Origin of the sequence: Streptosporangium amethystogenes subsp. fukuiense, assembly GCF_042665875.1 — a bacterium.
GTDB classification, from domain to species: Bacteria; Actinomycetota; Actinomycetes; order Streptosporangiales; family Streptosporangiaceae; genus Streptosporangium; species Streptosporangium fukuiense.
The window spans coordinates 963,185-982,290 of sequence record NZ_JBHTEE010000001.1; the positions used below are offsets into that span (position 1 = coordinate 963,185).

Below are 19,106 nucleotides of genomic sequence, written 5' to 3' on the forward strand. Positions count from 1 at the left end.
CATGTGTGGAATCGTGGCCTATGTAGGGCCCAAGGACGCGGCACCCATCCTGCTGGAGGGTCTGCAGCGTCTTGAATACCGAGGTTACGACTCGGCCGGGGTGGTGGTCTCCAACAAGGGCCTGAAGATGCGCAAGGTCAAAGGCAGGGTGGCCGACCTGGCGGCGGTCGTGCCCGCGCGGTTCAAGGGCGGGCTGGGCATCGGCCACACCCGCTGGGCCACCCACGGCGCGCCCAGCGACGTCAACGCCCATCCTCATCTGTCCGGCGACGAGCGCATCGCCGTCGTGCACAACGGCATCATCGAGAACGCCGACGAGCTGCGCGCCAAGCTGGAGGCCGACGGCGCGATCTTCCTGTCGGAGACCGACACCGAGGTGCTCTCGCACCTGATCGCTCGTACGGTCAAGGAGTCCGACTCTCTGGAGGAGGCCGTCCGGACCGCGCTCAAGCGGGTCGTCGGCACGTACGGCATCGCGGTGATCGACTCCGAGCGCCCCGGTGAGGTGGTGGTGGCCCGCAACGGGAGCCCCATCGTGCTGGGCATCGGGGAGAAGGAGATGTTCGCCGCCTCCGACGTCGCCGCGCTGGTCCGCTACACCCGCCAGGTGGTCCACCTGGAGGACGGCGAGATCGCCGTGCTCAAGGCGGACGGGTTCAACACCTTCGCCAGCGACGCGCGGGAGACGGCCAAGGAGACGCTGACCGTCGACTGGGAGGCGGGGCACTACGACACGGGCGGCTACGAGCACTACCTGCTCAAGGAGATCTCCGAGCAGCCCGACACCGTGGCCAGGACGCTTCGCGGGCGTCTGGACGACCGCTTCCACATCGCCCACCTGGGCGGCCTCAACATGGACGCGCGGGAGACCCGCTCATTCCGTCGGGTGAAGATCATCGGCTGTGGTTCCGCGTACTACTCGGGCCAGATCGGCGCGCAGCTCATCGAGGAGCTGGCGCGCATCCCGGCCGACGCGGAGCCGGCCAGCGAGTTCCGCTACCGCAGCCCGGTGGTGGAGGCGGACACCCTGTACGTGGCGATCAGCCAGTCGGGGGAGACCTATGACACCCTCGCCGCCGTCCAGGAGCTCAAGCGCAAGGGCGGCCGGGTGCTCGGCATCGTCAACACCGTGGGCAGCGCGATCGCCCGCGAGTGCGACGGCGGCGTCTACCTGCACGCGGGTCCCGAGGTCTCGGTGGCGAGCACGAAGGCGTTCACCTCGACCGCCGTGGCCTTCGCGCTGCTCGCGCTGCACCTCGGCCGGGTGCGGGACCTGTCTCCCGCCGACGGCCGCCGGATCTGCGAGGGCCTGCGGAGGCTGCCGGACCAGATCAAGGAGATCCTGGCGCTGGAGCCGCAGCTCCAGGAGCTGGCGAAGAAGTACGCCGAGGCGCCGAGCATGATGTTCGTAGGCCGGGTCCGGGGGTATCCGGTGGCCCGCGAGGGCGCACAGAAGCTCAAGGAGATCTCCTACGTGCACGCCGAGGCGTACCCGGCCAGCGAGCTCAAGCACGGGCCGCTGGCGCTGATCGGCCCGGACATGCCGACCGTGGCGATCGTCCCCGACGACGAGCTGCTGGACAAGAACCTCACCACGCTGGGTGAGATCCGCGCCCGGGGCGGCCGGGTGCTCATGGTCGGTCACCGCGCGGTGGACCTCAAGCTGGCCGACGACTGCGTGGTGGTGCCCAGGAACGAGATCGAGCTGGACCCGATCCTGCTGTCGATCCCGCTTCAGCTCTTCGCCTACCACGCCGCCGTGGCGCTGGGGCGGGACGTCGACAAGCCCCGCAACCTGGCCAAGAGCGTCACGGTGGAGTGAGAGGGCTCCCGGGGCGGCCGCCGACGGTGGTCGCCCCGGCCGGGGGCGCGGCGACCCCCGACTGGTAACAGATAGCGATAAGGCGGTAACCTATGGTATAGGGGGTTCTTGGGGGAAGGGGCGCTTATGCGCCGTAGGAGGTTTTTCGCGCTGGTCGCGGGTGCCATGGTCGTCGCGGGCTGCGACCTGAACGGTGACTCCGCCGACTCGGCCGTGGGCCGCCTGAGCATCCTCGAACCCACCGCCGACGGCCACGGCTGGGACGGGATCGCGGGCAGGCTCGCCTCCGTCCTGGTCCTGTCGGGGCTGGCACGCTCCGCCATGGCCGTCGAGCGGCCGGGGCCCCTGGGTTCCGTCCCGCGTGACGCGTTCGGCGCCGTGCGCGGCTCGTTCGCGCGCGAGGGCAGGCTGCTCGTCGCCGCGATGCCGATGGTGACGGCCGCGGAGATCGCCAACACCGCCGCGGTGGTGGACGCCACCACCCCCCTCGCCCGCCTGGTCGGCGACTGGACGGTCCTGGTCGTCCCCTCGGACTCCCGGCTGCGCACCTTCGAGGACTTCGCCGCGGAGCTGCGCCGCACCCCGGCGGCGCTGACGGTCGGCGGCCGGCCGGAGGGCGGTTCCGACCACGTGCTCTACGGCATGATCGGCAAGTGCCTCGGGGTGGACACCCGGTTGCTGGAGTACGCGGGGTTCCACGGTGCCGAGGACGCGGCCGAGGCGCTCCAGGTCGGACGGGTCGCGGCCCTGCTGGGGTCGGCCCGCGCCCTGCGACCCGAGATCGCCGCGGGCCGCCTGCGTCCCCTGGTGGTCTCCTCGGGCAGCCGGCTCGACGGGATCGACGCGCCGACGCTCCTGGAGGTCGAGGTCCGGCTGGAGTACAGCGACTGGTGCGGCCTGCTGGGACCCAAGGGCATGGGCCAGGCGGACCGGGACGCCGCGATCGCCCTGTGTGACAGGATCGACGCCGCGCCGCGCTGGCGCGCCCTGTGCGCGGCCAATGGATGGAGCCGGGTCTACCTCAGCGGTGACGAGTTCCGTCAGTGGCTCTTCACCGAGACGGCCCGCACCCGCGGGGTGCTCCACGAGCTCGGACTGCTGAAGTCTTCCGACACAACTTGTTGGGGTAGTTGCGTCAGACGCCCCTAGATGTAGGATCCTGCTCGTTGCTGGTTCGCCCCGGGAGGGGCGAGGCAAGAGGGAACCCGGTGAGATTCCGGGACTGCCCCGCAGCGGTGAACGGGAACGAAAGCCGTCATGTGAGCACTGGGTGAACCATGCCCGGGAAGCGACGGCCGGTAGGCACGCGCAGGGCGCCCGTGAGTCCGAAGACCTGCCGGTGACGTGATTGTCCAGGGCCTCGTGGGAGGGCCCGCGGAACGAGGCGGTCCGGCGTGCCCGGGATCGCTCGCGGACGCGTGCCCCTCCGGCGGAGCCACAGGGGGAAGTTCGAGCGAGCGAGGGACACCACGTGACACAGGTATTGGCGGAGACGGCGGCGGAGAGCGCGGGGAACGCGCCGGTCGATCGCAGGCAGGCCATCGACGAGGCCGCCGCCCGAGTGATCACCGACCCCGAGAACTCCAAAGTCGCCGCCGCGCTGCTGGCCGAGCTGATCGCCGACGAGGCCGCCGAGCACGGCGTCCGCGGCTTCTCCGAGTCGGTCGCCGCGACGCACGAGGCGGGGTTGATCGCCGACGGGCTCGCGGAGTTCGTGGCCGCCCATGCCGGGGTCCTGGACGCGCTCATCGAGCCGGACGCCGACGCCAGATTCGAGTACTTCGGGCTGCGTACCGTCTACGACCGCTACCTGCTGCGTCACCCGCGCACCCGCAAGGTGCTGGAGCGCCCGCAGCACTTCTTCCTCCGGGTGGCCTGCGGCCTGTCCGAGACCGTCGAGGAGGCCGCCGAGCTGTACGCGCTCATGGCCACCCTGTCCTACCTGCCCAGCTCGCCCACGCTGTTCAACTCAGGCTCGCGCAGACCCCAGCTCTCCTCGTGCTTCCTGCTCGACTCGCCCCGCGACGAGCTGGAGGCCATCTACGAGCGCTACGGGCAGGTCGCGCGGCTGTCGAAGTACGCCGGGGGCATCGGGATCGCCTGGAGCCGGATCCGCTCGCGGGGCTCGCTGATCCGCGGTACCAACGGCCATTCCAACGGCATCGTGCCCTGGCTGCGCACCCTGGACGCGAGCGTCGCCGCGGTCAACCAGGGCGGCCGCCGCAAGGGCGCGGCCTGCGTCTACCTGGAGCCCTGGCACGCCGACGTCGAGGAGTTCCTCGAACTGCGCGACAACACCGGCGAGGAGGCCCGCCGCACGCACAACCTGAACCTGGCCAACTGGATCCCCGACGAGTTCATGCGCCGGGTCGAGGCCGACGGTGTGTGGTCACTGTTCGACCCCAAGGAGGTCCCGCACCTCACCGACCTGTACGGCGCCGCGTTCGACGACGCCTACCGGGCCGCCGAGGCCGAGGGCCGGTTCACCGCGCAGCTCCCCGCCCGCACCCTGTACGGCCGGATGATGCGCACACTCGCGCAGACCGGCAACGGCTGGATGACCTTCAAGGACGCGGCCAACCGGACCTCCAACCAGACGGCCAGGCCCCAGAACGTCATCCATCTGTCGAACCTCTGTACCGAGATCCTTGAGGTCACCAGCGACGCCGAGACCGCGGTCTGCAACCTCGGCTCGATCAACCTGGCCGCCCACCTGTCTCCGGGTTCCGAAGAGGGGATCGACTGGGCGCGGCTGCGTGCGACGGTCCGCACCGCCGTGCGGTTCCTCGACCGCACCATCGACCTGGGCTTCTACCCGACCCCCGAGGCGAGGGCCGCCAACCGGAAGTGGCGTCCGATCGGGCTCGGCCTGATGGGCCTGGCCGACGTGCTGTTCGCGCTGCGACTGCCCTTCGACTCGCCGCGCGCGCTGGAGCTGTCCACCCGGATCTCCGAGGAGATCGCGCTCGCCGCCTACCGGACCTCCTCGGACCTGGCCGTCGAGCGTGGCCGCCATCCCTCGTACGAGGAGACCAGGGCCGCCGCCGGGGTGCTCCACCCCGACCACTACGGGGCCGCGACGTCGGCCGCGTGGACGGAGCTTCGGGAGCGGATCGCCGGAACGGGGCTGCGTAACTCGCTGATGATCGCGATCGCGCCCACGGCCACGATCGCCTCCATCGCCGGTTGCTACGAGTGCATCGAGCCGCAGGTCTCCAACATCTTCAAGCGCGAGACCCTCTCGGGTGAGTTCCTCCAGGTCAACCGCTATCTCGTCGCCGACCTGCGGGCCCGGGGGCTGTGGACCTCGCGGATCCGTGACGCGATCAAGCGCGCCGACGGCTCCGTCCAGGACATTCCCGAGATCCCCGCCGACCTGAGGCTGCTCTACCGGACCGCCTGGGAGCTGCCGCAGAAGGCGCTGATCGACCTGGCCGCCGCGCGCACCCCGTACATCGACCAGTCGCAGTCGCTGAACCTGTTCATGGCCACGCCGACCATCGGCAAGCTCTCCTCGATGTACGCCTACGCCTGGAAGTCGGGCCTGAAGACCACCTACTACCTGCGCTCGCGCCCGGCCACCCGGATCGCGCAGGCCACCGTGGCGGCACCGGCGGCCGGGGAGGTCCCCGTCCTCGACCCCGAGGCCGTCGCCTGCTCCCTGGAGAACCCCGAGTACTGCGACGCCTGCCAGTAGACCTGCCGGCGGCCCGTCCAAGGGCACCCCGTCCCTCCCAGCCACCCCTCGGCCACCCCGAAAGGCGTTCTCCCGATGTTGCTCGACCCCGGCATGGATCTCACCCTGCGGCCGATGCGCTACCCCGAGTTCTACGAGCGCTACCGGGCCGCGATCCGCAACACCTGGACCGTCGAGGAGGTGGATCTCGCCTCCGACCTGGCGGACCTGGCGAGGATGACCTCCGAGGAGCGTCACCTGATCAACCGCCTCGTGGCGTTCTTCGCCACCGGCGACTCGATCGTGGCCAACAACCTCGTCCTCAACCTCTACCAGCACCTCAACGCCCCCGAGGCGCGCCTCTATCTCAGCAGGCAGCTGTTCGAGGAGGCGGTGCACGTCCAGTTCTACCTGACCCTGCTGGACACCTACCTGCCCGACCCCGACGAGCGGGTCAAGGCGTTCGCCGCGGTCGAGCACATCCCCTCGATCCGTGACAAGGCGGAGTTCTGCTTCCGCTGGATCGACTCGCTCGGCGGGCTGACCCGGCTGGAGACCAGGGAGGACCGGCGGGCGTTCCTGCTCAACCTGATCTGCTTCGCGGCGTGCATCGAGGGTCTGTTCTTCTACGGGGCCTTCGCCTACGTCTACTGGTTCCGCTCCAGGGGGCTGCTCAGCGGCCTGGCCACCGGGACGAACTGGGTCTTCCGTGACGAGTCCATGCACATGGAGTTCGCCTTCGGCGTCGTGGAGACCGTACGGGCCGAGGAGCCCGAGCTGTTCGACGACAAACTCACCGAGCAGGTCACCCGGATGATCGAGGAGGCGGTGGCGGCCGAGCTGGCCTTCGCGGCCGACCTGTGCGGCGACGGCCTGCAGGGGATGGGGGTGGAGCAGATGCGGCGCTACCTTGAGTACGTGGCCGACCAGCGGCTGGTCAGGCTCCAGATGCCCGTCCGGTACGGTACGGCCAACCCGTTCGCGTTCATGGAGTTGCAGGACGTGCAGGAGCTGGCCAACTTCTTCGAGCGGCGGGTTTCTGCCTACCAGATAGCCGTCGAGGGGAATGTCACCTTCGACGAGTCCTTCTGATTGGCTGATGGTCCGGGGAAGAGAGCGACGAGGGGAAGTCGTCAGTGTCCAGCTGGATCATCATGGTCGTTTCCGTGGCCGCCGCGATCGTGGCGGTGGAGGCGGTGCGGAGGGTACTGCGCTCACGGCTGATCGGCGAGAAGTGGGCGCTCGCCGGTCCGGTCGTGAGCCGCTGCACCTGGCCGGGGTTCGCCACGGCCGCCGTGGCGACCGCCTACACCGTCTACGAGCCGGGCATGGCGGAGGGCTCGGTCAGCCAGGTGATCGACCGCGGCCTCAGCGTGGCGATGATCGGGTGCGCCACCTGGCTGGTCATCCAGGCCGCCTACGCCGTCACCGACGTGGTCCTGGACCGCCTGGTCACCGTCCAGGGCGAGGGCAACCGCAAGGCCCGGCGTATCCGCACCCAGATCACCCTGGTCCGCAGGGTGGCCTCGGCGGTGATCATCGTGGTGGCGCTGGGTGCGATGCTCTTCACCTTTCCGCAGGTACGGGCGCTCGGCGCCGGACTGCTGGCCTCGGCCGGGATCGCCGGCGTCGTCGTCGGCATCGCCGCCCAGTCGACACTCGGCAACCTGCTCGCCGGACTCCAGTTGGCCTTCAGTGACGCGCTCCGCCTGGACGACGTCGTCGTGGTGCGGGGCGAGTGGGGCCGCATCGAGGAGCTCAGCCTGACCTACGTGGTGCTGCGGCTGTGGGACGAGCGCCGGCTGGTCCTGCCGGTCTCCTATTTCACCGCCAACCCGTTCGAGAACTGGACCCGGCACAGCAGCAGGGTGATCGGCCACGTGTTCATCCGGGTCGACTGGTCGGTGCCGGTCGAGGAACTGCGCGCCGAGCTCTACCGCGCCCTGCGCGCGCACCCGCTGTGGGACCAGAAGGACTGGACCCTCCAGGTCACCGACACCCTTCCCAACGGGCTGCTGGAGTTGCGCGCCCTGATGAGCGCCGCCGACTCCGCCAGCGCCTGGGATCTCAAGTGCGACATCCGTGAGCATCTGGTGGCCTTCGTCCGCGAGAGGTACCCCCAGGCCCTGCCCCGCTTCCGGGTCGAGAATCCGCTCGTGCCCGCCACCCTTCCCGGGGCACTCACCGGCCTGACGGCGCCGGCGGCGAGGCGTTCCGGCGATGAGGACGGCGATCGGCCGGTTCCGTCCTGAGGCGACCGGTTCCCTGAGCCGGCCGGGCCGGGGGTGCGACATGGAGACGTCTCGGATGTCTCAGATGCCGCGGTCGCGGCCGCACCCGCCGCGGCCGTTCGGGCACGGTGCCGCGCAGGATTGCTCACTTCAGAGGCAAATGATGCTGAACATGCGGTTTCTCATGATTTGGGGTGGTCTGATGACAAGGTCATAAGACGTACCGGGAGAATCTATCCCGTGCAGATCTCCGAAGGCTTTGAACTGTCCGTTGACCGGTATGTCGCCACATTGAGGATCAACCGTCCAGAGAAGCGCAACGCGCTGAGCGCGGCCATGTGGCGGGCTCTGCCCACGCTGCTCGCGCCGCTGGCGGACGATCCGGCCGTGCGGGTGCTGGTGCTCACCGGGGCGGCGGGTACCTTCTGCTCCGGGGCCGACATCTCGGAGCTCGCCGAACTCGCCGGCAACGGCGACGAGAGCGGCGATGACACGGGGGCGACGGTCGCCGCGGAGCGGGCGCTGGCGGAGTTCCCCAAACCGGTGATCGCGATGATCGAGGGCTTCTGCGTGGGCGGCGGCTGCCAGCTCGCCCTCGCCTGTGACCTGCGCCTGGCCGCCGAGGGAGCCCGTTTCGGCATCACCCCCGCCAAGCTCGGCATCGTCTACCCGCCGAGCTCCACCCGCCGCCTCACCGCCGCCGTCGGCCCGTCCACCGCCAAGTTCCTGCTCTTCTCCGCGGAGCTCATCGGTGCCGACCGGGCCCTGCGCACCGGCCTGGTGGACGAGGTCCTGCCGGAAGGGGAGCTGTCCGAGCGCGTGTACGGCCTCGCCCGCACCCTGGCCGGCCGCTCCCAGCTGACCGTGGCCGCCGCGAAGGAGATCGTGGACGGCCGCGCCGACGAGGCGCGCTTCCTGCTGTGGCAGAAGGAGGCGCGCGAGGAGGTCACCGAGGGCGTCGCGGCCTTCCTCGAACGTCGCCCGCCCCGCTTCACCTGGACCGGGGGTGCCGCGGTCAGTCGGACATGACCTCGTAGAGGTTGCCCGTCTCGTCCGTGAAGAACAGGCCGCGCGGGCGAAGTGGATGGTCGATCCGCCCGTTGTCGTGGTGGGCGGGGTGGTTGCCGTACGGCACGCCTTGGTCCTTGAGACGGGCGAGGATCCCGTCGAAGGTGGCCGGGTCGACGTCGAAGGCCAGGTGGTGCCCTTCGGGGTCTTCCACGGTCATGAAGTCGAGGGTGAGGGACTCGTTCACCCGGACCGGGGCGAAGTGGGCGTGTGCTCCGGCGAGTGGCAGGCACTCCAGGTTCATGATGCCCGCGAAGAAGTCGGCCGCCCCCTGGTTGTCGAGCGCGGGCACGATGGTGTGGTTCAAAGTGATCGTCACTGCCGGGCCTTTCGGTGGAGTCTTCTGAGATCGTTCGAGGACGGGTGCGGTCAGGCGAGATCGGGGCGGGCAGGGGAGGCGGCCGCCGGGCAGCCGGTAGGCCGCGATGCCCTCCTCCGGTCGTGACGCTCCGAGGCGGCGGGCCCGGGTGTCGGTGAGCCTGTGCGGCCCACGGAGAGTCAGCTCAGGGCACCGTGGACGAACACGTCGACGAGGTCGGCGCTCGGCTCGGGGGCGCCCTCCGGCCGGCGGGTGCTGGAGAACACCATGGCGAGGAAGAGCGCGGCCAGGCGTTCCGGGGGCAGCCGGAGGGAGTCGCGGTCGGGCTCGAACAGCTCGGCCAGCGCCGTGCGGGTCTCCCGGAACGAGGACTCCCGGTCAAGCCGGGCCGCCTCCTCGCGCTCCGGTGACGGATCTCCCTCCCGGTCCGGGGCGGGCGTTCCGGCCGCCTGCTCCGGCGCAGAGGGCGCGCCCGCGGGGTCCCGGGACGTCGACTCGGGACCCCGCGGGGGAAGGCGCACGCCGGAGCGGTCGCGGGAGCGGCGCCCGGAGGCGTGCAGGGCGGCGATGACGGTGCCGACCCGGGCCATGTGCGCCCGCATCGCGTCGGCGGCCTCGACGAGACGCCCGGTCACTGAACGTCGGCATCCCCGCGATAGCCCCTGGCCTGCACCTCGAACAGCTGGGAGTAGCCTCCGCCCGCGGCCATGAGGTCGTCATGCGTTCCCTGTTCGACGATCCGCCCGTCGCCGAGTACGACGATCAGATCCGCGTCGCGGACGGAACCGAGCCGGTGCGACACGAGCAGGCTGGTGCGCCCCATGCGATGCTCGCGCAGCCGCCGGTGCATCTCGTACTCGGCCCGCGCGTCCAGACCCGAGCTGGGTTCGTCGAGGATGAGCAGGTCGCGCCGCTCGCGCACCATCGTGCGGGCCAGGGTCAGACGCTGCCACTGGCCTCCGGAGAGCAGCACCCCGGTCTGCGTGCCCTCCTCCTCGTCCCCGAAGAAGATCCGGCTGAGCAGCGTGTCGTAGCCCCGGGGCAGTGCCTCGACGATGTCGTGGACGTCCGCCATCCTGGCATCGGCCGCGATACCTTTCCGCTGCCGACCCGGGGAAGGGCCGATCCGTTCCGGGAAAACGATCTCCACTGCGGTGGGACTTGTCAACCTGCGGTTCCGGTGCGGGGTCCAGGTGCGGTGAAGCCGCCGGCGGCCGGTGACGGTCTGTGGAGCTCCCGAGGCCGGGGGATGGGCGATGGCCGTCGCCCGGCGCAGTCGCCTCACGTCCCGGTCCGGCCGTCAACGTCGGCTGAACCGGGCGGGGCCGGATCAGCGTTCGACGATCTCGTTCTTGCCGATGACGACGACGCCGCCCCTGGTCACCGCGAACCGGCTGCGGTCGTACTCGAGGTCGAAGCCGATCCTGGCACCATCCGGGATGATCACGTTCTTGTCGATGATGGCCTTGCGGACGATGGCGCCCCGGCCCACCTTCACGTTGCCCATCAGGACCGAGTCCTCGACCTGGGAGTGGGAGTGCAGCACCACGCCGGGGGAGAGGATCGAGCGCTCCGCCAGCCCACCGGAGACGATCACGCCGGAGGAGACCAGCGAGTCGATCGCCCGGCCCACCCGGTCGCCCTCGTTGTGCACGAACTTGGCCGGGGGGAGCGGATCGTGGCCGGTGTAGATGGGCCAGTGGCTGTTGTAGAGATTGAAGACCGGATGCGCGGAGATGAGGTCCATGTGGGCCTCGTAGTAGGCGTCGAGCGTTCCGACGTCCCTCCAGTAGCCCCGATCGCGCTCGGTGGAGCCGGGCACGACGTTGTCGGCGAAGTCGTAGACCTCCGCGCTGCCCGACTTCACCATCATCGGGATGATGTTGCCGCCCAGGTCGTGCTTGCTCGTCGGGTCGAGTGCGTCCTCCCTGAGCGCGTCGATCATCGCCTGGGTCTTGAAGACGTAGTTGCCCATCGACGCGTAGATCTGGTCGGGCGCGTCCGCCAGGCCCACCGCGTCCTTCGGCTTCTCGCGGAACGCGACGATCCGCCGCCCCGCCGGATCCGCCTCGATGACCCCGAACTGGTCGGCGAGGGAGATCGGCTGCCGGATCGCGGCCACGGTCACGTCGGCTCCGGTCTCGATGTGCTGCGCCACCATCTGCCGCGGGTCCATGCGGTAGATGTGGTCGGCGCCGAACACGATGACGTGGTCCGGCATCTCGTCGTAGATCAGGTTCAGGTTCTGGAACAGCGCGTCGGCGGAGCCGGAGAACCAGTGCGGCCCGAGACGCTGCTGGGCGGGGACCGGGGTGACGTAGTTGCCGAGCATCGCCGACAGGCGCCAGGTCCGGGAGATGTGCCGGTCGAGACTGTGGTTCTTGTACTGCGTCAGCACGACGATCTGGAGGTAGTGGCCGTTGGCCAGGTTGGACAGCACGAAGTCGACGAGCCTGTATATCCCTCCGAAAGGCACCGCGGGCTTCGCCCGGTCAGCTGTCAGAGGCATGAGCCTCTTGCCTTCTCCGCCGGCGAGCACGATCGCGAGGACTCTCATAGGTGGACCCTAACCTGATGAACAGGGATGAAACACTAGGCTGATCGTATGCGAGTGGATCTGCTGACCCGTGAATATCCCCCCGACGTGTACGGAGGTGCGGGAGTCCACGTCGAGTACCTCGCCCGGGAGCTGCGCAGGCTCGCCGACACCCGGGTCCGTTGCTTCGGAGCGGCACGGCAGGAGGAGGGCGTCGCGGCCTACCGGGTGCCCGGCGGCCTGGAGGCGGCCAACGCCGCGCTCCAGGTGCTCGGCGTCGACCTGGAGATGGCCGCCGGATGCGAGGGCGCGGACCTGGTCCACAGCCACACCTGGTACGCCAACTTCGCCGGTCACGTGGCCAAGATGCTGTACGGAACGCCCCACGTGGTCACCACGCACAGCCTGGAACCGCTGCGGCCGTGGAAGGCCGAGCAACTGGGCGGCGGTTACACGCTGTCGTCGTGGGCCGAGCGCGGCGCGCTGGCCGGCGCCGACGCGATCATCGCGGTCTCGGAGGGGATGCGCCGCGACGTGCTGGCGAGTTACCCCGAGATCCCGCCGGAGCGGGTCACGGTGATCCACAACGGGATCGACACCGCGGAGTACGCCCCCGACCGCGGCACCGGCGCCCTGGTCCGGCACGGCATCGACCCGAGCCGGCCGTACGTCGTCTTCGTCGGGCGCATCACCCGGCAGAAGGGCCTCGTCCACCTGCTCCACGCGGCGCGTGACTTCGACCCCGACGCCCAGCTGGTGCTGTGCGCGGGCGCGCCCGACACTCCGGAGATCGCCGCCGAGGTGACCGGGCTGGTGCGCGGGCTCGATCGTGAGGGGGTCGTCTGGATCTCGGAGATGCTGCCCCGCCCCGAGGTGATCCAGATTCTCACCCACGCGACGGTGTTCGTCTGCCCCTCGGTCTACGAGCCGATGGGCATCGTCAACCTGGAGGCCATGGCCTGCGAGACCGCGGTCGTGGCCACCGCCACCGGTGGCATTCCCGAGGTGGTGGCCGACGGCTCCACCGGCCTGCTGGTCCCGATCGACCAGGCGGCCGACGGCACCCCGCACGACCCCGGTGTCTTCGCCGCCGACCTCGCCGAGCGGGTCAACCGGCTGCTGGCCGACCCGGCCCTCGCGGCCCGGATGGGCGAGGCCGGGCGCCTGCGCGCGGTGGAGCACTTCTCCTGGGAGCGCATCGCCGAGCGGACCATGGAGCTCTACCGGCAGGTCGCGGACGGCCGGACGCCGGCCTCCGCCGGAGGGTGAGGGATTCCCTAGTGCTGTGACCGGAAAGGTTCACCGGGTTGCTGCTCGTGGGGCAGCAACCCGGTGAACGTATGTGGTCACAGCACTAGGGCTTGTCCTGGCAGGGAATCGTCGCCGCAGTCGGCGCGGCAGGCGCGTTCTCAAGGAAGGCCTGGGTTGAGACGGCATAGGCGGAACACAGAAGCCGGCCAAGGCGCGTCGCCCTGCCGTCACCGAAACGCCGGGTGGGAACACCCATGACATGCAGGCGCCGTTCCAGGGCCACGCCTGAGACCGCGACCACCGTGTCACCGTACCGATCAACCCAGCGAAACGCGTCCCGGAGCAGCGCAAGGGCAAGCGGGCCGAAACCCGCTGCCGTAGTGCGGGGCCAGGCTCGGCCGGTGGCCAGGCGGCTGAGCTCCCAGATGCTCGGATCGCGAGGAGCGGAGGCGCCGCGCAACGTCTCGGAGAAGACGTCGGGGATCATATAAGGACCGTCGGTGGGCAGGAGCCGACAGCACCCCGTGACCTCCCGGCAGACCTCCCCATGGCTGATCACGTAGACCGGATCGCAGTCGTCGTAGGAATCTCGCTCCATTACGTGGAGGCTGCCGACGTCCCAGCGGAGGCGTTCGTGGAACACCTCGTAGCGGAGGCGGAACATGCCGGTGAGTAACCACGCCGGGAGGTCATCCGTGCGGCCGACGACAATCCGCTGTACGCACTCCATGGGGCTGGTCAATGAATGGTTACCGGCGTCGATGTCATATCTCTCCAGTGATCGGGTCCCGCGCCACCCACTGGCTGGCGTTCGGCATGCGCTGCACCTCATCGCGCCACTCGTCGACGAGCAGTCCGGCTACACCCCCGGCGTGGCCACCTCACCGGCGAACCGGTAAGAAATCATCCTGATCGGACCATACGCCCTAAACAGGGCGGGTCAAGCACTTTCTATGCCCTCACCAGGACGGGAGCATCCCGTGATTCTGCTGTGTGGTTCTGGCTGCTTGTCCTTCGTGGTCTTCTGTTCGACCTGGTGGCCATCGGCCGCGGCCGCCCCGCCCGCGCGGCTGTGGTCCTGCGCAGGCCGGCCAGGCGCGAGTTCAGCAAACGGCATGGTGGGTTCGTGGTCGCGGGCGGGCTGCCTGCCGATTTCCGCCGGACAGATCTTGGTGGCCGGCCGGTCGGCGAGCTTGTCCTCATCGCCGACCGTCGGCTCGCGGAAGTCGTGGAACTTCCTGATCCGCGCCGGGTGGTACTCGATCGTGCGCCCGGACCAGTCGTAGGCGGCGAACAACTCCGCGTCCACCTTGACCTGTCCCGCCATGAACTCCACCGCTGGGCGAGACAGGTCCTCCCGGCGAGGAAACCTCGCTTCGAGCTCGAAGAACCTCAGCGGCAGACCGAGGCCGAGCCGAGTCGCCTCACAGCACTAGGCGGAGATGAAGTGCAAGATCACGTTGTGCACGTGGTGTGCCTTGTTGTCGCCCCGGAACTCCACCTCGTAGGTGTGGGTGCCCACGTGGATGGCGATGGCACCGGAGGAGAAGAAGGAACCGGCGAGTGACTTGTTGCTCACCACGCTCACCGCTGAGACCCTGGAGTAGGGAATGCTGGTGATGGCGATCCTCTTGCCGACGAACGACTTGTCCTGCACGATCACACGCTTGTCGGTGAGTCCCAGGAAGCCGGTGCCCGTGCCGATGGCGTCGTAGACCGCGATGATCTGCTCGCCGGGCATGAGACCGCTCGCGATCTGCTGGTACTGCTCCTTGCGGTCGTACACAACCTCCGCCATGACGCTCGCAATCTCTCGGGGGATCCGTGCTCCTGTGAAACGAACGTCCGGGGAACGAGGTTCCTGGGCGAGTAAGGTCGGGGCCGTGCACTTTCAGATGAGGATCACCGATCGTCACGGCGGCGTCAGCGCCGAGCCGTACGGCAGCCGCAACCTCGGAGGCCTGTGCGGTGACGAGCCGGCCGCGGTCGCGGAGAACAGGGCCAGGACGGCCGCCGAGTTCGGTCTGGAACGGGTCGTGTTCATGCGGCAGGTTCACAGCGCCGACGTCCGTTACGTCACCGAGCCGTTCGGTGACGACCCGCCGCCGCTGGACGGGATCTGCACCGACGTGCCGGGTCTCGGCCTGGCCGCGCTCTGTGCCGACTGCGCGCCGGTCCTGCTGGCCGAGCCACGGGCCGGCCTGGTGGGGGCCGCGCACTCGGGAAGGGTCGGCACCGTGTCCGGCGTGGTAACGGCACTGGTCGAGGAGATGGCCAAGCGCGGTGCGGACCCGGCGAGGATGACCGCCCTGATCGGTCCGATGGCCTGCGGCACCTGCTACGAGGTCCCGGCCGAGTTGCGCGAGGAGGTCGCGGTACACCTCCCCGAGGCCTGGTCGATCACCTCCAGGGACACTCCGGCACTGGACCTGCGGGCCGCGATCACCTCGCAACTCGGCAGGGCGGGTGTCGGGGAGATCACCCACGACACCCGCTGCACCATCGAGACCGCCGACCTGTTCTCGCACCGCAGGGAGGGCACGACCGGCAGGTTCGCGGGTTACGTCTGGCTGGAGCCCTGACCCGGCTCTCACCCCGGTCCCGCCTCACAGGGGGTGCGCTCCGGCGCGACCGAAGGTGGTGGAACCCGGCCGGTCGCCGTGACGCCGGTCATGAGGTGACGCGTTCCAGCACGACCACCGGAATCTCCCGGCTGGTCTTCGTCTGGTACTCGTCGTAGGCGGGCCAGGCCGCCGTCATGATCTGCCACAGCTCTGGCTTCTCCTCCGGGGTGGCGGTGCGCGCCCTGGCCGTGAAGCGGTCGCCCAGCACCTGGACCCCGACCTCGGGGTCGGCCTGGAGATTGAGATACCACAGTGGAGGGTTGTCGGCGCCGCCTTTGGAGGCCACCACGAGGAAGTCGTCACCGTGGCGCTGGTAGATGAGCGGGGTGTGGTGCCGTTCGCCGCTCCTGCGGCCGGTGGTGGTGAGGATCAGGGTGGTGGTGCCCTGCCACTCGTGTCCTTCCGCACCATCGGTCGCCTGGTACCGCGCGACATGTTCTTTTCCGTACAGCATGACCTGTCCCCTCTGACGACTTACGCAGGTCATTACCCGTCAGAGGGGATCCGTCACGTCGGGCCGCTCAGTCCGCCGACAGGATGCTGCCGTAGGCGCGGGCGGCCAGATCCGCGATCAGGTCGTGGGGGCCGAGGAGGTCGGCGCACTCGGCCCCGATCTCCTCGGCCGCCGCGCTCGCGAGCCCCGGGGCCGCCTCGGGACCCAGGACGCACGGGGACAGGGCGATCCGCTGGGCGCCGATGCCGCGGAGCCGTCCGGCGGCGTCGGCCACCGTGGGCGCGCTGTCCAGCGAGGCGACCAGGACGGGCAGCGTCAGCCGAGAGGCCAGCAGCACGGCCGTCGGCTGTGCCTCCGCCGCCGCGCTCTCCCCGCCGACGGTGGCGAGGATGACCCCGTCGACCGGGGTGTCGACCGGGTTGGAGATGTTGAGCAGCCGCATCCGGTCGGCCCGGGCCAGGCTCTTCTCCGACAGCCGGATGTGCAGGGCCTCGGCGAGGAGCGGATGCGGCCCCAGCGGGTCGGTGACCGTCACCGGCACGCCGCTGGCCGCGACGGCCATGGAGATCAGCCGGTCCGCGACCGGGTGCGGGCCGGTCAGCAGCGGCACCACGATGGCGGCTGTGGCGTTCTCGGGCCGCTCCCTGGCCGCCGACTCCAGTTCGGAGGTCAGCTCCTTGGCGTCCTCGCCGAGTCCGGCCAGTCTGACCTGGATCTGTGGGTTGTCCACCCGGATGAGGGCCGCGAGCTCCGCGGCGGTGCCGGTGGCGTCGCCGAGCGCGGCCAGCACCAGTGCCGGCGCCTCGGGCGGGAGCTGGGAAGGCACGGGCCTGCGGTGCCTGCCGGAGGGCCGTACCGGGCGCCCTCGTACGGGGAGGATGGGACTCTCACTCACATGCGCGGACTCTAGGGCCATTTGACTCTTCCCGTGACCGGAAACGGCAGCATTTCCGTCACAACATTCTGAAAGGTGAGGTGCGCGGGATCATCCGGGACGGGTCTCCCGGCGTCTGCCCTCGGCGCGCGGCCGGGGGCCCTTCGATATCAGACATCGCGGTGGCCTTCCCACTCGTCCTCCAGGGCCGAGTGCACGATGGAGTCGCGCCAGGCTCCGCGGGCCCGGACGTGGTGCCTGATCCTGCCCTCCTCGACCATTCCGGCGACCAGCATCGCCAGTTGGGCGGCGGTGTTGGCCGGGGAGCGGGCACCCCAGATGCGGTGCAGGCGCAGGTCGCGGAAGCCGAACGCGAGGATCAGCCGGATCAGGTCGGTGCCGATGCCCCGGCCCCAGTGGTCGGGGCGGAGCCCGAGGCCGATCTCCGCGCTGTGCGGGTGGTCGGCCTCGATGTGCAGCCTGGCGACGCCGAAGGCCTCGCGGCCGTCAAGGTCGGTCACCGCCAGTACGTAGAGACGCCGGGGCTCGGTCTCCGAGGACTTCATCGCCTCGATGATCGACTCTTCGACCTCCTCGCGGGTGCGGGGGTCGAACGGCAGGTGTTCGGTGGCAGTGGGGTCGCCGTACACCGCGTGCAGGGCGTCCACGTCCTCGATGGTGACCTCCCTCAATCGGAGTCTCCTGCCCGAGATCTCAACGTGGCGCATGCGCAGACGCTAACCTCTCGGGAGTTCCAGGACCAGAGATCAATCCAACAAGCGGACATACCATCATTTAATGATCTTATATGTACCGCTTCGCGCCTGCCCAGGCCTGGGGCGCCAGGTGATCTCGGCACCGCCCCGGGGCGTGGACGTCACCTCGACGGGACGACGACGTCGGAGTTTCCCGGAGCGTAGACGGTGATGCCCCCGGGGAGGGCCTTCAGCTTGTCGATCTCGACGCAGGCGCGGCACTTCCGATAGCTCTCCTGGAGCTTCTTGTTCGCCTGGGCCTTGCCGGTGGCCAGCGCGATCGACGCCTTCGCGTCCGCCTCGGCCTGCCTGATCTTCGTTTCGGCCTCGACGTCGGCCTGCGACGCCTTCGCCTTGGCCTCGGCGATCCCCGCCTGGGCGACCTGGGCGCTGTTCACCGCGGTCTGGATCTCGGGCGGCAGCGTCACCCGGACCAGGGTGAACCGCAACCCGGTGAAGAAACGGCCGCCGAGCAGCTGTTCCAGATCGCGCTCCAGGAGCCGGTTGATGCCGTCCTGGGCCCGGGTGATGGAGGCGTTGCTGTCGACGCCGGCCGGATCGGCCCTGGTGGTCGAGGGCTGTACCAGCGCGCAGGAGGAGAGCAGGTCGGCGCAGTCGGCGGCGCCGATCTGGGTGCGCAGGGCGTTGTAGACCACCGGTCGCACGGACTGGATGAAGAACGCGTTCCAGCCCTCGTCCCCGTCCCAGGCGTAGCGGGACTCGCCGTCCTGTCCCAGGTAGGTGCGGGTGCCGTACCTGTCGTCGAAGCGCTTGAGCATCTCGGTGTCGAGGTTGAGTGTGAAGTAGAGCGTGCCCTCGATGCCGAGGTTCACCCCGTCGGCACTCGGCACGGTCACCTCGTCCACGCCGCTGCTGCTGGCTCGCTTGGCGTCGGTGGTGATGGTGTAGATCCGCTGCTGGGCGGGATAGGAGTGCAGCGACGACCACAGGCCGACCCAGGTGAGCCCTGAGCCGGGCGGGATGACCTGGCGGATCCCGGTGTCGTCCAGCGGGCCGCCGTCCCTGACGACGGCCACCTGGCCGGGGTCGGTGCGCTTGAAACCGCCTCCGACGACGATCAGAACGGCCACTGCGGCGACCGCGAAAACCACGGCGATGATGCTCTTGCCAAGGCGCATGCCGGTCCTTTCCGGGGGACGGGCACCGGAGGGCGGTGGCGGGGGATGGCCGTCCCCGGCCACCGACCCACCCGGCTTCCCTGCGTGGTGGGTTCTGATGGGTTTGACGGACCGGTGAGCCGGTGAGTTCGGTGATTTGTGGAAGAGCTTCGGGCGATGCGCCCGTTGCCGGCCGACCTCAGCCCGGCCTTCCACGTGATGAGAACCCGCGCGCCTTCCACGAGCCCCTCGTGGCCTGCGACCCGGAGTCGATCGGGCTCGCCGAGGACGGTCGTACCGAGGCCGAGCGGGTCCTGGGGAGCTGTCTGGACGACGCGGAGGAGGTGCTGGTACGGGCGTATATCCGCGGACGGTAAT

19 protein-coding genes, 1 pseudogene and 1 riboswitch are annotated in these 19,106 nt (G+C 69.7%); of the genes and pseudogenes, 9 read left to right on the forward strand and 11 right to left on the reverse strand.

Annotated elements, in window-relative coordinates; all coding sequences use genetic code 11:
- The first annotated feature begins 13 nt into the window (after positions 1 to 13).
- The 6 genes from glmS to ACFQVD_RS04110 all read left to right on the forward strand — a co-directional run bounded on the left by glmS (position 14) and on the right by ACFQVD_RS04110 (position 8,758).
- Positions 14 to 1,822 carry a glutamine--fructose-6-phosphate transaminase (isomerizing) gene (gene glmS / locus ACFQVD_RS04085; RefSeq protein WP_343967791.1) on the forward strand — a complete coding sequence of 603 codons (1,809 nt, stop codon included), beginning with the start codon at positions 14 to 16 and terminating at the stop codon, positions 1,820 to 1,822.
- A gap of 126 nt (positions 1,823 to 1,948) precedes the next feature.
- Positions 1,949 to 2,971 (forward strand): tripartite tricarboxylate transporter substrate-binding protein, encoded by a 1,023-nt coding sequence (locus ACFQVD_RS04090; protein ID WP_343967789.1) that lies wholly within the window; start codon positions 1,949 to 1,951, stop codon positions 2,969 to 2,971.
- Between the two features lie 4 nt (positions 2,972 to 2,975).
- A riboswitch (cobalamin riboswitch) is annotated at positions 2,976 to 3,177 on the forward strand.
- A 116-nt stretch (positions 3,178 to 3,293) separates the two neighbouring features.
- The gene (locus ACFQVD_RS04095; RefSeq protein ID WP_343967786.1) at positions 3,294 to 5,519 is read left to right on the forward strand and encodes a ribonucleoside-diphosphate reductase subunit alpha; all 2,226 of its coding nucleotides are present in this window, start codon (positions 3,294 to 3,296) and stop codon (positions 5,517 to 5,519) included.
- Positions 5,520 to 5,594: 75 nt separating this feature from the next.
- The gene (locus ACFQVD_RS04100; protein WP_343967783.1) at positions 5,595 to 6,590 is read left to right on the forward strand and encodes a ribonucleotide-diphosphate reductase subunit beta; all 996 of its coding nucleotides are present in this window, start codon (positions 5,595 to 5,597) and stop codon (positions 6,588 to 6,590) included.
- Positions 6,591 to 6,634: 44 nt separating this feature from the next.
- Positions 6,635 to 7,750 (forward strand): mechanosensitive ion channel family protein, encoded by a 1,116-nt coding sequence (locus tag ACFQVD_RS04105; RefSeq protein WP_343967780.1) that lies wholly within the window; start codon positions 6,635 to 6,637, stop codon positions 7,748 to 7,750.
- Positions 7,751 to 7,969: 219 nt separating this feature from the next.
- A complete protein-coding gene (locus tag ACFQVD_RS04110; protein ID WP_343967778.1) occupies positions 7,970 to 8,758 on the forward strand; it encodes an enoyl-CoA hydratase/isomerase family protein in 789 nt (262 codons plus the stop codon).
- Here the strand turns inward: ACFQVD_RS04110 and ACFQVD_RS04115 are convergent.
- From ACFQVD_RS04115 to glgC, 4 genes are all read right to left on the reverse strand, one after another.
- Positions 8,745 to 9,116: a VOC family protein gene (locus ACFQVD_RS04115; RefSeq protein ID WP_343967776.1), complete on the reverse strand. Its 372-nt coding sequence runs from the start codon at positions 9,114 to 9,116 to the stop codon at positions 8,745 to 8,747. The two genes, ACFQVD_RS04110 and ACFQVD_RS04115, sit on opposite strands and share 14 nt — an antisense overlap.
- A gap of 179 nt (positions 9,117 to 9,295) precedes the next feature.
- Positions 9,296 to 9,751, reverse strand: a complete 456-nt coding sequence (locus tag ACFQVD_RS04120; protein WP_343967774.1) for a hypothetical protein — start codon at positions 9,749 to 9,751, stop codon at positions 9,296 to 9,298.
- Positions 9,748 to 10,191 (reverse strand): ATP-binding cassette domain-containing protein, encoded by a 444-nt coding sequence (locus ACFQVD_RS04125; protein ID WP_343967772.1) that lies wholly within the window; start codon positions 10,189 to 10,191, stop codon positions 9,748 to 9,750. Before ACFQVD_RS04125 ends, ACFQVD_RS04120 begins: the two co-directional genes overlap by 4 nt.
- 255 nt (positions 10,192 to 10,446) lie before the next feature.
- Positions 10,447 to 11,673 carry a glucose-1-phosphate adenylyltransferase gene (gene glgC, locus ACFQVD_RS04130; protein WP_343967770.1) on the reverse strand — a complete coding sequence of 409 codons (1,227 nt, stop codon included), beginning with the start codon at positions 11,671 to 11,673 and terminating at the stop codon, positions 10,447 to 10,449.
- Between the two features lie 48 nt (positions 11,674 to 11,721).
- Here glgC and glgA point away from each other — a divergent pair, with 48 nt between their 5' ends.
- A complete protein-coding gene (gene glgA / locus ACFQVD_RS04135) occupies positions 11,722 to 12,921 on the forward strand; it encodes a glycogen synthase (RefSeq protein ID WP_343967768.1) in 1,200 nt (399 codons plus the stop codon).
- Positions 12,922 to 13,006: 85 nt separating this feature from the next.
- Here the strand turns inward: glgA and ACFQVD_RS04140 are convergent, their stop codons facing one another.
- The 3 genes and pseudogenes from ACFQVD_RS04140 to ACFQVD_RS04150 all read right to left on the reverse strand — a co-directional run bounded on the left by ACFQVD_RS04140 (position 13,007) and on the right by ACFQVD_RS04150 (position 14,701).
- On the reverse strand, positions 13,007 to 13,567 hold the full coding sequence (locus tag ACFQVD_RS04140; RefSeq protein WP_343967766.1) for an acyl-homoserine-lactone synthase: 561 nt from the start codon (positions 13,565 to 13,567) through the stop codon (positions 13,007 to 13,009).
- A gap of 276 nt (positions 13,568 to 13,843) precedes the next feature.
- Positions 13,844 to 14,317 (reverse strand): annotated as a pseudogene (locus tag ACFQVD_RS04145) (DUF4158 domain-containing protein); the annotation flags it as partial.
- A gap of 18 nt (positions 14,318 to 14,335) precedes the next feature.
- Positions 14,336 to 14,701, reverse strand: coding sequence for a PH domain-containing protein (locus ACFQVD_RS04150; protein WP_343967764.1), 366 nt, complete (start codon positions 14,699 to 14,701; stop codon positions 14,336 to 14,338).
- A 97-nt stretch (positions 14,702 to 14,798) separates the two neighbouring features.
- Here ACFQVD_RS04150 and pgeF point away from each other — a divergent pair, with 97 nt between their 5' ends.
- Positions 14,799 to 15,485: a peptidoglycan editing factor PgeF gene (gene pgeF / locus ACFQVD_RS04155; RefSeq protein ID WP_343967824.1), complete on the forward strand. Its 687-nt coding sequence runs from the start codon at positions 14,799 to 14,801 to the stop codon at positions 15,483 to 15,485.
- An 88-nt stretch (positions 15,486 to 15,573) separates the two neighbouring features.
- Here pgeF and ACFQVD_RS04160 read toward each other — a convergent pair whose 3' ends face one another.
- From ACFQVD_RS04160 to ACFQVD_RS04175, 4 genes are all read right to left on the reverse strand, one after another.
- Positions 15,574 to 15,981, reverse strand: coding sequence for a nitroreductase family deazaflavin-dependent oxidoreductase (locus ACFQVD_RS04160; RefSeq protein WP_343967762.1), 408 nt, complete (start codon positions 15,979 to 15,981; stop codon positions 15,574 to 15,576).
- Between the two features lie 67 nt (positions 15,982 to 16,048).
- Positions 16,049 to 16,876: a sirohydrochlorin chelatase gene (locus ACFQVD_RS04165; protein WP_343967759.1), complete on the reverse strand. Its 828-nt coding sequence runs from the start codon at positions 16,874 to 16,876 to the stop codon at positions 16,049 to 16,051.
- A 149-nt stretch (positions 16,877 to 17,025) separates the two neighbouring features.
- Complete coding sequence (locus ACFQVD_RS04170) at positions 17,026 to 17,583, reverse strand: GNAT family N-acetyltransferase (RefSeq protein ID WP_343967756.1); 558 nt, start codon at positions 17,581 to 17,583, stop codon at positions 17,026 to 17,028.
- 149 nt (positions 17,584 to 17,732) lie between these two features.
- Positions 17,733 to 18,749: an SPFH domain-containing protein gene (locus ACFQVD_RS04175; protein ID WP_343967754.1), complete on the reverse strand. Its 1,017-nt coding sequence runs from the start codon at positions 18,747 to 18,749 to the stop codon at positions 17,733 to 17,735.
- Positions 18,750 to 18,979: 230 nt separating this feature from the next.
- On the opposite strand from ACFQVD_RS04175, the gene ACFQVD_RS04180 reads away from it, so the two are divergent.
- Positions 18,980 to 19,105, forward strand: a complete 126-nt coding sequence (locus ACFQVD_RS04180; protein WP_343967752.1) for a hypothetical protein — start codon at positions 18,980 to 18,982, stop codon at positions 19,103 to 19,105.
- The last annotated feature ends 1 nt before the right edge of the window (position 19,106 follow it).

Excerpts from the sequence above, each read along its gene's own strand:
- ACFQVD_RS04090 (WP_343967789.1), top strand. The coding sequence starts at position 1,949 with ATGCGCCGTAGGAGGTTTTTCGCGCTGGTCGCGGGTGCCATGGTCGTC.
- ACFQVD_RS04100 (WP_343967783.1), top strand. The coding sequence starts at position 5,595 with ATGTTGCTCGACCCCGGCATGGATCTCACCCTGCGGCCGATGCGCTAC.
- ACFQVD_RS04125 (WP_343967772.1), bottom strand. The coding sequence starts at position 10,191 with ATGGCGGACGTCCACGACATCGTCGAGGCACTGCCCCGGGGCTACGAC.
- glgC (WP_343967770.1), bottom strand. The coding sequence starts at position 11,673 with ATGAGAGTCCTCGCGATCGTGCTCGCCGGCGGAGAAGGCAAGAGGCTC.
- glgA (WP_343967768.1), top strand. The coding sequence starts at position 11,722 with ATGCGAGTGGATCTGCTGACCCGTGAATATCCCCCCGACGTGTACGGA.
- ACFQVD_RS04140 (WP_343967766.1), bottom strand. The coding sequence starts at position 13,567 with ATGTTCCGCCTCCGCTACGAGGTGTTCCACGAACGCCTCCGCTGGGAC.
- ACFQVD_RS04150 (WP_343967764.1), bottom strand. The coding sequence starts at position 14,701 with ATGGCGGAGGTTGTGTACGACCGCAAGGAGCAGTACCAGCAGATCGCG.
- pgeF (WP_343967824.1), top strand. The coding sequence starts at position 14,799 with ATGAGGATCACCGATCGTCACGGCGGCGTCAGCGCCGAGCCGTACGGC.
- ACFQVD_RS04160 (WP_343967762.1), bottom strand. The coding sequence starts at position 15,981 with ATGCTGTACGGAAAAGAACATGTCGCGCGGTACCAGGCGACCGATGGT.
- ACFQVD_RS04170 (WP_343967756.1), bottom strand. The coding sequence starts at position 17,583 with ATGCGCCACGTTGAGATCTCGGGCAGGAGACTCCGATTGAGGGAGGTC.
- ACFQVD_RS04175 (WP_343967754.1), bottom strand. The coding sequence starts at position 18,749 with ATGCGCCTTGGCAAGAGCATCATCGCCGTGGTTTTCGCGGTCGCCGCA.